Below are 12,815 nucleotides of genomic sequence, written 5' to 3'. Positions count from 1 at the left end.
CAGATCGGTGGTGGACACACATCTGGGGTTGGACACAGCCCGCTGTAGGAGCGGGTTCACCCGCGAAGAGGCCGGCGCTGGTTGAATCGATTTCCGGTCAATACACATCCCGCCGATACCGCCCATCCTCGATCAACTGCTGTACAGCTTCTTCACCCAGCATGCGATTGAGCGCCGCATCCACCCCAGCCGCCATGCCTTGCAGGCTGCCGCAGACATACACGCAAGCCCCATCGGCCACCCAGCGCTTGAAATCCTCGGCCTGTTGCAGCATTACGTCCTGCACATACACCTTCTCGGCCTGATCGCGCGAGAACGCCAGGTCCAGCCGTGCCAGGTCGCCGTTGTCCAGCCAAGCCTGCAGCTCATCGCCGCACAGCAAGTCATGCGCCCGATTACGCTCGCCGAACAACAGCCAGTTGCGCTGCTCACCGGCATTGACCCGCGCGCGCAACAGGCTGCGAAGGCCTGCCAGGCCAGTACCGTTGCCGATCAGGATCATCGGCGCAGCGGCCTCAGGCAGATGGAAGCCACTGTTACGCCGCAGGCGCAGGCTCAGGGTGCCATTCATTGGCAGGTATTCGGTCAGCCAGCCAGAGCCCAAACCAAGGTTGCCGTCAGGGTGGCGTTCCTGGCGCACGATCAGCTCCAGCACACCATCGCTGGCGATCGAGGCGATGGAGTATTCGCGGCTGCCGATCGGTACCAGTGCATCCACCAGTGCCTGCGGCTGTAAGCCGATCAGGTGGTCGCGGCGCATCGGCAACTGGCGGCCAGCGAGTGCCTGGGCAAGGGTTTCGCTCAGGCCATTCACCTGCACCTGGCTGTTGGCGTCCAGTGCCATGCCCTTGAGGAACGCGTCGATCCGTGGCTGCCCATTCAGCGGCAGTATCTCTACCAGATCGCCGGCTTCCCAGCTTGCAGGTTCTGCAGCCTGCAGGCCAAGCAGGTACACCGGTTGGCCTTGGCTGCCAGGGTTGAGCAGTTTGCGGCGCACCAGCGACCAGTTGGCAAAGGTTGGCGGTTGCCAGGCGGCCACCGGCTGGGCGCCGGTCAGTTGCGCCAGTTCCTGCTGCCATTGCTGCAGGGCGGCCTGGTCGGCGTTGTCCACTTCCACCGGGCTGAATGCACTGCTGGCACCGCGCTCCCCCAGCCACGCCTGGAGACGACGAGCGAAACCGCAGAAGTGCGGGTACTGACGATCACCGAGGGCGAGCAGGGCATAGTTGAGGTTGTTCAGTGCCCAAGGCTGGCCGAGCACCTTGCGCTCGAAGGCGCGAGCGCTGTCGGGCGCTTCGCCGTCGCCGAAGGTACTCACCACGAAGAGCGCGCGATGGGCCTGGCGCAGGTCGTTTTCACCCAGCTCGGCAAGGGCGCGCACCTGAACTGTCTGGCCAGCTGCCTGTAGCTGCTTCGCACTCTGCCAGGCCAACTGCTCGGCAAAGCCACTCTGGCTGGCAAAACCGATCAGCCAACCGTCGCCATTGCCGTTGCTGTTGGCGACCTTGCCACGGGCTGCGCGCACCTGACGTTTCTTGCGGCGACGGTCGAGGTACAGCAGCCAGCCAGTGACGAAGAACAACGGCATGGTCAGGCTGGCGATGGTGACGATGATGCGTCCCGGCAAGCCGAAGTACTCGCCCACGTGCAAGGCGTAAACACTCTGCAGCAGTTGCGCCTTGAAGGACTTGTCGGTGTAGCGGTCGTGCTTTTTAACCTGGCCAGTGGCCGGGTCCAGGACCAGGGTATTGAAGGCACGTGGGTGGGCAGCGTTGTCGAGCAGGTAGAACAGGTTGGCCGGCTGACCGCCAGCGGGCGGCAGGCGCAGGTTGTAGGTGGAAAGGCCTGGGCCCGCGGCGTCCTTGAGGTTGGCCCAGATGGCGTCGTAGTCCACCACCAGCGGTGGCGCATTCCGGTCGACTTTCTGCGGCCCGTGCCGGCCACGGCCTTCACCACGTTTTTGCTGCTGGCCCGCAGCCGGCGCGTCAGCCAGCAGCTTGTTCAGGCCTTCGCGGTACCACTCATAGGACCAGAACAGGCCGGTCAGGGCGAACAGAAGGTAGAACAGAAGGCACCAGGTACCTGCCACGGCGTGCAGGTCCCAGTTGAAGGCGCGGCCTTTCTTGGCCCAGTCGAAGGTCAGCCAGGTGCGCCAGTCCAGCGCTTTGCGCGGCCAGCGCAGGTACAGGCCGGACAGGCAGAAGAACACCAGCATCAAGGTGCAGGCCCCGGTGATTTGCCGGCCAGTGTCGCCTATGGCGAGGAAGCGGTGCAGCTTGAGCATGAGGTTGAAGAAGCCTTGCCCGGCCACTTCACCCTTGAGTTCGCCGGTGTACGGGTCGGCATAGCGCAGTTCGCCACGGCGTTCGCCCGGTGCCGGCATGAAGAAGATACGTGCAGCGTTGCCTTCACGCACGTCGACCCACAGCATCGACACCTTGTCGTGCTGCTGGGCTTCGACCCGTTTAACCAGCTCGGCCGGCGGCAGCACGCCTTCGGCGCGTACTTCTACCTTGAGTACATCGGCATTGAATGCGCGCAGCAGTTCTTCCTGGAACGAGTACAGCGCCCCGGTAATGCCCATCAAGGCCAGCACCAGGCCAGCGGTGATGCCAAAGAACCAGTGCAATTGGAACAGCGTCTTCTTCACCACGTTACTCACCTTGAGTTGCTGCCGCGACCTGCGCGGCGTGCATTATGCCTTGATACGCAAAAGCCCCGCTCACGGGAATGAACGGGGCTCGGGGTGACTTGATTAGAAGTGGAAGTTGGCACTCATGAGTGCAGTACGGCCAGGCGCTACGTGAGCGTAATGCGTAGCGAATACTTGATCGAAGTAACGCTTGTCGGTCAGGTTTTGCACATTCAGCTGCAAGTCGACATTCTTCGTCAGGCGATAGGTAGCCATGGCGTCATAGCGCCAGTAGGAAGGCACCTCGACAGAGTTGGCTTCGTCACCGAAGCGCGAGTCGACAAAAGTCGCGCCAGCACCGACGGTCAGTTGCGGAATGATGTCGTAGGTCGACCAGAACGTGAAGTTGTTACGCGGCGTGCTAGGCATGTGGTTGCCTTCGTTCGCTGCAGTAGAGGTTTTCACGATCTCGCTTTCCATATAGGTGTAGCCGCCATAGACCTTCCACTTGCTGGTCAGGTTACCCGAGTAGGTCAGCTCCACACCCTGGACCCGTTGTTCGCCATCGAGCACCTGATAAGTGGCATTGTCTGGATCGGTGACGCGTGCGTTGGTTTTGTCGGTACGGAACAAGGCTGCGGTCAACGATAGGTTATCGTCGAAGAAGTCCCACTTCGTGCCGATTTCGTAGTTGCGGTTACGTTCTGGATCGAGGTTGCTGTTGTTGGCCGCCAGCTCCAGGCCGCCATTGCCGCTGGTTTCGCCCGACGGGTTGCTGGAGGTCGACCATGCAGCGTAAATACTGCCGTTGGGCAACGGCTTGTAGACTACGCCAACTTGGTAGTTCCACAGATGCGCGTTGTTTTCGCGAGAGAAGTCCCCCGCCACCGAGCCACGACCACCTGTGCTGTATCCGCTTGATTTGGTCTGGTAATCGTCGTAACGCAGGCCAAGGTTCAGCGACCACTGTTCGTTGAAAGTCAGCGTGTCAAATACGTAGGCAGCGCTGGTCTTCGTATCCGTATCGGTGAAGGCTTGGCTGTCGGTAATCGTGCCAGACCAGCCGTCATCCGGGGACGGGTCGTAGAGGCTGGTGCAGTCGCCCGAGGCCAGCAAGGCGGGGGTGCAAACAGTGCCTGTGCCAGCGGCCGAGGTGACGACATACCCGCGGTTATGCGTGTCGCTGTAGGTGAACTCCAGGCCTGTCACCAGGCTATGCTCGATGAAGCCGGTATTGAACTTGGCACTCAGGTCGGTCTGGTTCACCCAGCCTTTGGACGTCGAATTGCGGTTCTTGGTGGCGCGATAGACCGTACCGTTGGCGACGTTACCTTTACTGTCATCCGGGTTGGTCACGATGTAGTCGAGGGTCGAGCGCGACATGCGGAAGCTGTTGGACAGTGTCAGGTTTTCGTTCAGGTCATGTTCGATACGGATCGTGCCGCTGTCGTTGCTGGTCTTGCGATAGTCGCGTCCGTTCAAACCGTAGAAGTTGTCGCGGTCAACATGAGCCGGGCCATCTACATTGTATTTGCTGCGCGTGGCGCTGCGGTTCAGCGGGATGCCGTAGTCAGGCATGTCGTCAGTTTTCAGGTGGTAGTAACCCACTGTGACCCGTGTATCGGTGCCCAAGCCAAAAGCGAACGACGGTGCTACCCCCCAACGGCTCACATCCACATCGTCACGACCGGCGACGTTGGCTTCGTGCTTCATCAGGTTCAAGCGAAAGGCAGAGGTGTCGGTCAGCTGCTTGTTCAAGTCCAGGGTGGTGCGTTTGGTCTGGTCTGAACCCCAAGTGAACCCACCGTTGTAGCTATCGCCAAGTTTTGCGCTCTTGGTGACCAGGTTGAGGCTCCCGCCCGTCGAGCCAGCACCGGTAAAAGCGGAGCCAGGGCCTTTTGCGACCTCAATGGACTCCACGTTGAAGATCTCCCGGCTTTGGGATGCGACATCGCGCATGCCATCGACAAATACGTCACTTTCGGCGTTGAAGCCGCGGATGATAGGGCGGTCACCCGCTGGGTTGCCGCCTTCGCCTGCGCCAAAAGTGATGCCTGGGGTTGTACGCAAGGCGTCTACCAAGGACGTCGCCCCCGTGTCACGAATGACTTGCTGAGGGATCACCGTGACACTCTTCGGTGTTTCACGCAGCGGGGCGGTGTACTTCTTCGAGCTGGCGGTGTCCGTCTTGTAGCTGGTGACATCCTGTGCCGCGTTGACGCTGGTCGCGTCGAGTGAAATGACAGAATCAGCAGCCTGATCATCTGCATATGCAAGCTGAGCAGTCGATGCAGCAGAGATGGCAACGCCAATGGCGGACGCAAGCAGGCGTTGTGAGCTCACAGCAGATGGCACGTAGTGACGCATTGGTAAGGACCTTCCCCAAGGTTTCGAGGCGGTGGATCTTAATGTAAGCAATTTTGACTAACAATTGAGAGTCGTTACCATTCGTGAAGAATTTACAATCTTTACAATTTGTCTTTACGGTTTCATGCAGCTGAAACGTCTTAAGCGGCGAATGGGGCTTGTGTAGCGCAAAAGGGAATCAATATCATTGCGCCTTTACATTTCCCAACGGTGCTGTTGCCATGCTGCTTCACATCCCAGGCCTGTTCGACGCTGATGAGCTGGCCCGTATCCGCGAGGCGCTGGAGCAGGCCGACTGGGCCGATGGCAAGGTTACGGCGGGTTATCAGTCGGCCAAGGCCAAGCACAACCTGCAACTGCCGGAAGGCCATGCGCTGGCCAAGGAAATCGGCACTGCGCTGATCGACCGCCTGTGGAAAACCCCGCGCTTCATGTCGGCAGCGTTGCCGCACAAGGTGTTCCCGCCGCTGATCAATTGCTACCGCGAAGGTGGCAACTTCGGCTTCCACATCGACAACGCCCTGCGCCAGCCCAAGGGCAGCCCGGAGCGGGTGCGTACCGACCTGTCTTCCACGTTGTTCCTCAGCGACCCGGAAAGCTACGACGGCGGTGAGCTGGTGATCCAGGACACCTATGGCGTGCAGCAGGTCAAGCTGGCCGCCGGTGACATGGTGCTGTACCCCGGCACTAGCTTGCACAAGGTCAACCCGGTGACCCGTGGCCAACGCTATGCCGCATTCTTCTGGACCCAGAGCCTGGTGCGCGATGACAGCCAGCGGACGCTGCTGTTCGAGATGGACAACGCAATCCAGCAACTGACTGCCGATGTGCCGGACCATCCTTCGTTGTTGCAACTGACGGGCACCTACCATAACTTGCTGCGCCGCTGGGCTGAGGTTTGAGCCGTGTCCTACCTGCTGCGGCGTGAGGAAGTGGTGGATGTGGCCGGCTTGCAGGCCATGCTCGAGGAATCCCCCGGCAAGGCCGCCCAGGCAATTCTGGCGGCAGCGGGGCAGGGTGCGGTCGAGGCGCAGTTGCTGCTGGGGCAGATCCTGCTGGATGGGCTTGGCATCCAGCAGGATGCCACCGTCGCCCGGCGCTGGTTCGGTATCGCTGCACAGGGGGGGAATGCCATGGCGCACAACATGCTCGGGCGATGCCTGGAGCATGGCTGGGGCGGTGAGGTGAGTTTGGCGCAGGCTGCCGTTCACTACGCCCGTGCGGCCGATTCCGGTTTGGACTGGGGCCTGTATAACCTGGGCAACCTTCTGGCGACCGGGCGTGGGGTGCCGGTCAATCAGGTGCAGGCGCTGATGTGCTACGAGAAGGCTGCACAGCTGGGGCATGCCAAGTCGATGAACCTGTATGGGCGTTACCTGGAGCAGGGCATTGCCACGGCGCCCAGCCCGGCGCGGGCGGTGCGCTGGTATCGGCGTTCGGCCGAGGCGGGGGACTTTCGCGGGATGTTCAGCCTGGCGCTGGTGCTGGTCGAGCGTGGGCAGGTGGCTGAGGCCGCGCCTTGGCTGGAGCGGGCGCGGGTCGAGGGCAACATGAACTTCCTGCGTGCGGCGCTGGTGACCTTGCAGGAGGCGGGGCCGGCGCTCATGACCTTTGCGGGGCGCTATGCTGAGGAGCTCGAACGGCGTGGTGAGTGAGGTTGACTGTGCCGGCCAATTTCCACTGGCCGATCACCGTTGCCGCTACCGTATTCGCGGGTAAACCCGCTCCTACACTGGAGGTTGGGCACAGGCCGTCGTAGGAGCGGGTTCACCCGCGAAGAGGCCGGGCCTGCTGGCCAATTTCCACCCGCCGTTCACCGTTGCCGCCGCTACCATATTCGCGGGTAAACCCGCTCCTACACACGCATCTGTGGTTCGGGGCAGGCCGTTGTACGGTTTACCCGCAATGAGGCCAGCACCGACAGCACACACATGAAAACGGGGCCTTTCGGCCCCGTCGTGCATTACAGGTAGTAAGCCTTCAGCGGCGGGAAGCCGTTGAATTCCACTGCGCTGTAGCTGGTGGTGTAGGCGCCGGTCGACAGCCAGTACAGGCGGTCACCGATGGCCAGGTTCAGCGGCAGCCCGTACTTGTAGTTCTCGTACATGATGTCGGCACTGTCGCAGGTCGGGCCGGCGATGACCACTTCTTCGGCTTCGCCTTTCTTCTCGGTCCAGATCGGGAACTTGATGGCTTCGTCCATGGTTTCGATCAGGCCGGAGAACTTGCCTACGTCGGTGTAGATCCAGCGCTCGACGGCGGTACGCGACTTGCGTGCGACCAGCACCACTTCGCTGACCAGGATGCCGGCGTTGGCGATCAGCGAACGGCCAGGCTCGAGGATGATTTCCGGCAGTTCGTCACCGAAGTCTTCCTTGAGGAAGCGGATGATTTCTTCGGCGTAGGTTTCCAGGCTGTTGGTACGGGTGATGTAGTTGGCCGGGAAGCCACCACCCATGTTGATCAGCTTCAGTTCGATGCCGTCTTCTTCTTTCAGGCGTTCGAAGATTACCTTGACCTTGGCGATGGCGGCGTCCCACACGCTGATGTCGCGTTGCTGCGAACCCACGTGGAAGGAGATACCGTAAGGAACCAGGCCCAGGTCACGGGCGAGGATCAGCAGGTCCATGGCCATGTCGGTCTGGCAGCCGAACTTGCGGGACAGTGGCCAGTCGGCAGTGGTGGAGCCTTCAGTCAGAATGCGCACATACACTTTCGAGCCCGGTGCGGCCTTGGCGATGTTGCGCAGGTCGGCTTCCGAGTCGGTGGCGTACAGGCGCACGCCCTTCTCGTAGAAGTAGCGGATGTCCTTGGACTTCTTGATGGTGTTGCCGTAGCTGATACGGTCGGCGCTGACACCGCGGCCCAGTACTTTGTCCAGCTCGTAGATCGAGGCGATGTCGAAGCTCGAACCTTTCTCTTTGAGCAGGTCGATGATTTCCACGGCCGGGTTGGCCTTGACCGCGTAGTAGACCTTGGCGAATTCGAAACCGGCGCGCAGGTCGTCATACGCCTGGCTGATCATCTGGGTGTCGATGAGTACGAACGGGGTTTCCTGCTTGTCAGCGAACGCCTTCATTTTCTGGAAGGTTTCACGCGCGAAATAGTCTTCGACCTGGATCGACATGCTCAGGGACTCCATGGGCAAACTGAAAGATTAAGTGGCTGCAAACTGAACGTCCTCCGTATCCCCACTTTGGTTCGCCTACTCAGTACTTGAGCCGGATGGATCGTTTCCAGCATGGACGTTCGGCGCGCACTTTAGGGCGTGAAGAATGCAGAATCAACAGGCAATCCGGGCGTGATCGACGTGGATCGACGACCAGCCATTTGAATAACCGACTCGTGTGACCGGCTGATGTTCCCTGCGATCTTTCAAGCGTAAAAAATTGTGGAATGGAGCGTGTTGGGCCCTTTGCGGTCAAGCCCGCTCCTACAGGGGATACGCGTTCCATGTGGGAGCGGGCTTGCCCGCGAAAGGGCCGGAGGTGTTCATATTTATGGCCACATTTTCCTGGTACCCCCGTACAGGAAATCGCCCATAAATTTTTTGTTACCGACTGGCGGATTTGCTGCTTTTGATGAGAAACATTACTATTCGCACCCTTATCTGCCTCCCCGATGACCCCGACCGTGTCCGGACACAAAGGCTTCCTCGACCATTACCATGAGCTGATCGGCACCTGGACGCGCAAGCTGCGCAGTCGTCAGCAGGCCGAGGACCTCACCCATGATGCCTTTGTCCGGGTACTGGAAACCCCGCGCGAGCAGGTGGAGCAGCCACGCGCCTACCTGCATCAGGCTGCGCGCAACATCGCTGTGGATGGCTTCCGTCGCGAGGACCGCCGCCAGGCGCTGGAGCGGGAAGCCTTCGAAGAAGGCGCAACCGGCAGTGGCGACCCGGAAGCCTACGTGCATGCCCTGGAGCTGGCCGACAGCGTCGAGCGGGCCCTGGCCGAGCTGCCACTCAACTGTCGGCAGGTGTTCATCTGGCAGAAGCTCGAAGGCCTGACCCAGGCCGAGATTGCCGAGCGCATGGGGTTGAGCAAGAACATGGTCGAAAAGTATATGATCCGCACGCTCCGGCACCTGCGTGAGCACCTGGATGTGTCGGCATGAAGAGTCAGGAGATCTTTTCGATGGAACAGCACGGTACCGATGCCGTCCGCGAGCAGGCGGCCGCATGGTTCGCCCGCGTGCAGGACGCACCTCGGGATGCCGGGCTGCACAAACAGTTGCGTGCCTGGCTGGCGAGCGACGAGCACCACCGGGAAGAATACGAGCATCTCTGCCGCGTGTGGCAGGCCGCCGACTTCATTCCGCGCCAGCGCCTGGAGGCGCTGTGCCAGCCAGACCCGGTACAGCAGCTGCCACGACGGCGTTTCATGCGCCAGGCGTTGGCCGCCAGTGTCGCGGCAGTGGCGCTGGCCCTGGGCTGGGGTGGCTGGCACTACCTGCAACTGAACCATCAGGGCAGCCTGCAGACGGCCTTCAATGAGCGCCGTCAGGTCGAACTGCCGGATGGCTCGCATCTCGAGCTCAATGGCAGCACGCAGTTGCAGGTGGAGTTCAGCGCCGGCCAGCGGCACGTGCGCCTGAACGCCGGTGAAGTGATGTTCAGCGTCGCCCATGACAGTAACCGGCCGTTTGTGGTCGACACTGCCCAGGGCAGTGTGATCGTCACAGGTACCCGCTTTGACGTACGCCTGGACCCAGCCAGCACCCGTGTGGCGGTGGAACAGGGGTCGGTGCGGGTGCAGGGCAAGGGCGCCTCGCTGGCGCAACTGACGGCCGGGCAGGGGTCGCATATAGATGAACAGGGCCTGGTCGCCGCACCCTATGCGGTCAATATCGGCGCCATGACCGCATGGCGTCAGGGGAAACTGGTGTTCGACAATGCAATCCTCGCCGAAGTAGTGGCCGAAGCTTCTCGCTACCGTAGCCAGCCATTGCGGGTCGCCCCTGGTAAAGTCGCCCGGCTGCGCCTGTCAGGCACCTTCAGCACCAACGACCCAGACGCTCTGCTGCGGGCCTTGCCGAGCATCCTGCCGGTGGCCATCAAGGCCCATGAAGACGGCTCCAGCGAAATAATCGCCAAATAGATTCAGGTTTTTTTTCACTCGTTCGTCTTCCTCGCCAGCTGCAACTGCCAAGCATTTCCATTTGCACGCGGTTGGCGTTTATTCCGCATTCCAGGATGTTTCGACGACGTGAACAACAACAAATCCCTTCCACGCTTTCGCGCCCTGGTGCTGGCCCTGGCGGTCAGCACTGTGGCCGTTGGCAGCCAGGCCGCAGAGGCCGGTAATACCCTCCAGATCCAGGCTCAGCCGTTGGGTTCGGCGCTGAACCAGCTCGGCCAGCAGACCAGCCTGCAGCTGTTTTTCAGCCCCGAGCTGGTCGCCGGTAAACAGGCCCCGGCGGTATCGGGCAACCTGACGCCGGTGCAGGCGCTGCAACAGCTGCTGCAAGGCAGCGGGCTCACCTTCGAGATGTCCCGGGACACCGTTGTGGTGAAGCCTCTGCCGACTACCCTTGACCTGGGCAGCGGCAGCCTGGAGCTGGCACCCACCGATATCAAGGTGGTCGGTGACTGGCTGGGGGATGCCCAGCAGAGCGTGGTACAGAACCACCCCGGGGCACGCACCGTGGTGCGCCGCGAGGCAATGGTGGAAAAGGGTGCAATGAATGTGCGCGACGTGCTGCGTGGCATCCCCGGCGTGCAAGTGCAGGACTCCAACGGAACCGGTGGCAGCGACCTGTCGCTGAACGTGGGCGTGCGTGGCCTTACTTCGCGCCTGTCGCCGCGCTCCACGGTACTGATCGATGGTATCCCGGCCGCCTTCGCGCCGTATGGCCAGCCACAGCTGTCAATGGCACCGATTTCCTCTGGCAACCTCGACAGCATCGACGTCGTGCGCGGTGCCGGTTCGGTGCGCTACGGCCCGCAGAACGTGGGCGGGGTGATCAACTTCGTAACCCGGGCGATTCCGCAAAAGGCCTCGGCAGAGCTGTCCACCACGCTGGAAACCTCCCGGCACGGTGGCTGGAAACACACCGAGTCAGCGTTCGTCGGCGGGACGGCCGACAATGGCATGGGCGTGGCGCTGTTGTACACCGGGGTGAATGGCAACGGTTACCGTGAAAGCAACAACGGCAACGACATCGACGACGTTATCCTCAAGACGCATTGGGCGCCAACCGATGTCGATGAGTTCTGGCTCAACTTCCATTATTACGATGGCCGTGCCGACATGCCGGGTGGCCTGACCCAGGCCCAATACGACAGCAACCCGTACCAGTCGCTGCGCGACTACGACTACTTCGCGGGCCGGCGCAAGGATGTGTCGTTCAAATGGCAGCGGCAGCTCGACGATGCCACCCAGTTCGAAGTGCTGACTTACTACACCGACAGTTTCCGCGGCAGCACCATTGCCTCGCGGGACATGAAGACGTTGTCGTCGTACCCGCGCAACTACCACACCTTTGCCATCGAACCCCGTGTTTCGCGCATCTTCTTTGCCGGCCCAACCACCCAGGAAGTCAGTGTCGGTTACCGTTACCTGAAGGAAGCGATGCGCGAACAGACGACTCGGCTGGCGCTGATCGACAACGTGCCGACGGTGACCCCGACTTCTGACGGCCACGTGTTCCAGGACCGCAGCGGCGGTACTGAAGCCAGCGCCTACTACATCGACGACAAGATCGACGTGGGCAACTGGACCATCACCCCTGGCGTGCGCTTCGAGCACATCAATACCGACTGGCGCGACCGCCCGGTACTGGACGCCAACAACCGCCCGGTAGCCGAGAAGAAGCGCAGCATCACCAGCAACGAGCCTTTGCCGGCACTGAGCGTGATGTACCACGTTTCCGATGCCTGGAAGGTGTTCGCCAACTACGAGACTTCGTTCGGTAGCCTGCAGTACTTCCAGCTGGGCCAGGGCGGTTCTGGCAACAGTACGGCCAATGGCCTGGAGCCGGAGAAGGCCAAGACCTACGAAATCGGTACCCGTTATGACAATGGTGGCTTTGCCGGTGAGCTGACGGCGTTCTACATCGACTTCGATGATGAGCTGCAGTACATCAGCAACGACGTGGGCTGGACCAACCTGGGGGCGACCAGGCACCAGGGTGTCGAGGCCTCGGTGCGCTATGACCTGGCCGGGCTGGACCCGCGCCTGGACGGGCTGTCGGTGAGCGGTGGCTACACCTATACCCGCGCAACCTATGAAGGGGATATCCCGGGATTCAAGGGCCGTGACCTGCCGTTCTATTCACGCCAGGTGGCCACTGCCGGGGTGCGTTACGCGGTCAACCACTGGACCTGGAACCTGGATGCCTACGCCCAATCCAGGCAGCGCGCACCCGGCACCGGAATCAATGCCGATGGCAGTTTCAATGGCGACTACATCACCGAGCCGAGTGCTGACGGGCGGTATGGCGATATTCCGGGCTACGTGACCTGGCATGCCCGTGGCGGTTATGAATTCGGGCCGCAGTTGTCCAACCTGAAGCTGGCGGCGGGGGTGAAGAACCTGTTTGACAAGCAGTATTTCACCCGCTCCAGTGACAACAATGCCGGCCTCTATGTGGGTGAACCACGGACCTTCTATGTGCAGGCCAGTGTAGGGTTTTGATCCGAGGCTGCCAGGCCGCTTTGCAGCCCTTCGCGGGTACCGAGAGCCTCCAGGCCTTCGAGGTTTGGGGGTAGGAGCGGGTTTACCCGCGAAAGGGCCGGGCCTGCTGGCCAATTTCACCAGCCGCTCACCGTTGCCGCCGCTACCGTATTCGCGGGTAAACCCGCTCCTACACA

The 12,815-nt window shown here is 61.3% G+C and carries 8 protein-coding genes; 5 read left to right on the top strand and 3 right to left on the bottom strand.

Annotated features, from left to right (window positions below; all coding sequences use genetic code 11):
• Positions 1-97 precede the first annotated feature (97 nt).
• Positions 98-2,653, bottom strand: coding sequence for a sulfite reductase flavoprotein subunit alpha (locus ACF8GF_RS24705; protein WP_176685832.1), 2,556 nt, complete (start codon positions 2,651-2,653; stop codon positions 98-100).
• Positions 2,654-2,755: 102 nt separating this feature from the next.
• Positions 2,756-4,999: a TonB-dependent siderophore receptor gene (locus ACF8GF_RS24700; protein ID WP_103443524.1), complete on the bottom strand. Its 2,244-nt coding sequence runs from the start codon at positions 4,997-4,999 to the stop codon at positions 2,756-2,758.
• Positions 5,000-5,220: 221 nt separating this feature from the next.
• Between ACF8GF_RS24700 and ACF8GF_RS24695 the strand changes: the two genes are divergently transcribed.
• The gene (locus ACF8GF_RS24695; RefSeq protein WP_176685834.1) at positions 5,221-5,901 is read left to right on the top strand and encodes a Fe2+-dependent dioxygenase; all 681 of its coding nucleotides are present in this window, start codon (positions 5,221-5,223) and stop codon (positions 5,899-5,901) included.
• A gap of 3 nt (positions 5,902-5,904) precedes the next feature.
• The gene (locus tag ACF8GF_RS24690) at positions 5,905-6,654 is read left to right on the top strand and encodes a tetratricopeptide repeat protein (protein ID WP_392488687.1); all 750 of its coding nucleotides are present in this window, start codon (positions 5,905-5,907) and stop codon (positions 6,652-6,654) included.
• A 308-nt stretch (positions 6,655-6,962) separates the two neighbouring features.
• On the opposite strand, the gene ACF8GF_RS24685 is transcribed toward ACF8GF_RS24690, so the two are convergent.
• The gene (locus ACF8GF_RS24685; protein ID WP_021781787.1) at positions 6,963-8,126 is read right to left on the bottom strand and encodes a type III PLP-dependent enzyme; all 1,164 of its coding nucleotides are present in this window, start codon (positions 8,124-8,126) and stop codon (positions 6,963-6,965) included.
• A gap of 494 nt (positions 8,127-8,620) precedes the next feature.
• Between ACF8GF_RS24685 and ACF8GF_RS24680 the strand changes: the two genes are divergently transcribed.
• The 3 genes from ACF8GF_RS24680 (at position 8,621) to ACF8GF_RS24670 (ending at position 12,639) form a co-directional block, all read left to right on the top strand.
• Entirely contained in the window at positions 8,621-9,118 is a 498-nt protein-coding gene (locus ACF8GF_RS24680; RefSeq protein ID WP_012051258.1) for an RNA polymerase sigma factor, read from the top strand.
• 20 nt (positions 9,119-9,138) lie between these two features.
• Complete coding sequence (locus ACF8GF_RS24675; protein WP_392488686.1) at positions 9,139-10,101, top strand: FecR family protein; 963 nt, start codon at positions 9,139-9,141, stop codon at positions 10,099-10,101.
• A gap of 108 nt (positions 10,102-10,209) precedes the next feature.
• Positions 10,210-12,639 (top strand): TonB-dependent siderophore receptor, encoded by a 2,430-nt coding sequence (locus tag ACF8GF_RS24670; RefSeq protein ID WP_392488685.1) that lies wholly within the window; start codon positions 10,210-10,212, stop codon positions 12,637-12,639.
• The last annotated feature ends 176 nt before the right edge of the window (positions 12,640-12,815 follow it).

Source organism: Pseudomonas sp. yb_5 (assembly GCF_043103865.1).
Lineage (GTDB): Bacteria > Pseudomonadota > Gammaproteobacteria > Pseudomonadales > Pseudomonadaceae > Aquipseudomonas > Aquipseudomonas putida_Y.
Note: the sequence above shows the minus strand (reverse complement) of the source record. Positions and strands in the feature narration are given on the sequence as shown.

Coding starts and splice junctions, on each gene's coding strand:
- ACF8GF_RS24700 (WP_103443524.1), bottom strand. CDS start 4,999: ATGCGTCACTACGTGCCATCTGCTGTGAGCTCACAACGCCTGCTTGCG.
- ACF8GF_RS24695 (WP_176685834.1), top strand. CDS start 5,221: ATGCTGCTTCACATCCCAGGCCTGTTCGACGCTGATGAGCTGGCCCGT.
- ACF8GF_RS24685 (WP_021781787.1), bottom strand. CDS start 8,126: ATGTCGATCCAGGTCGAAGACTATTTCGCGCGTGAAACCTTCCAGAAA.
- ACF8GF_RS24675 (WP_392488686.1), top strand. CDS start 9,139: ATGGAACAGCACGGTACCGATGCCGTCCGCGAGCAGGCGGCCGCATGG.
- ACF8GF_RS24680 (WP_012051258.1), top strand. CDS start 8,621: ATGACCCCGACCGTGTCCGGACACAAAGGCTTCCTCGACCATTACCAT.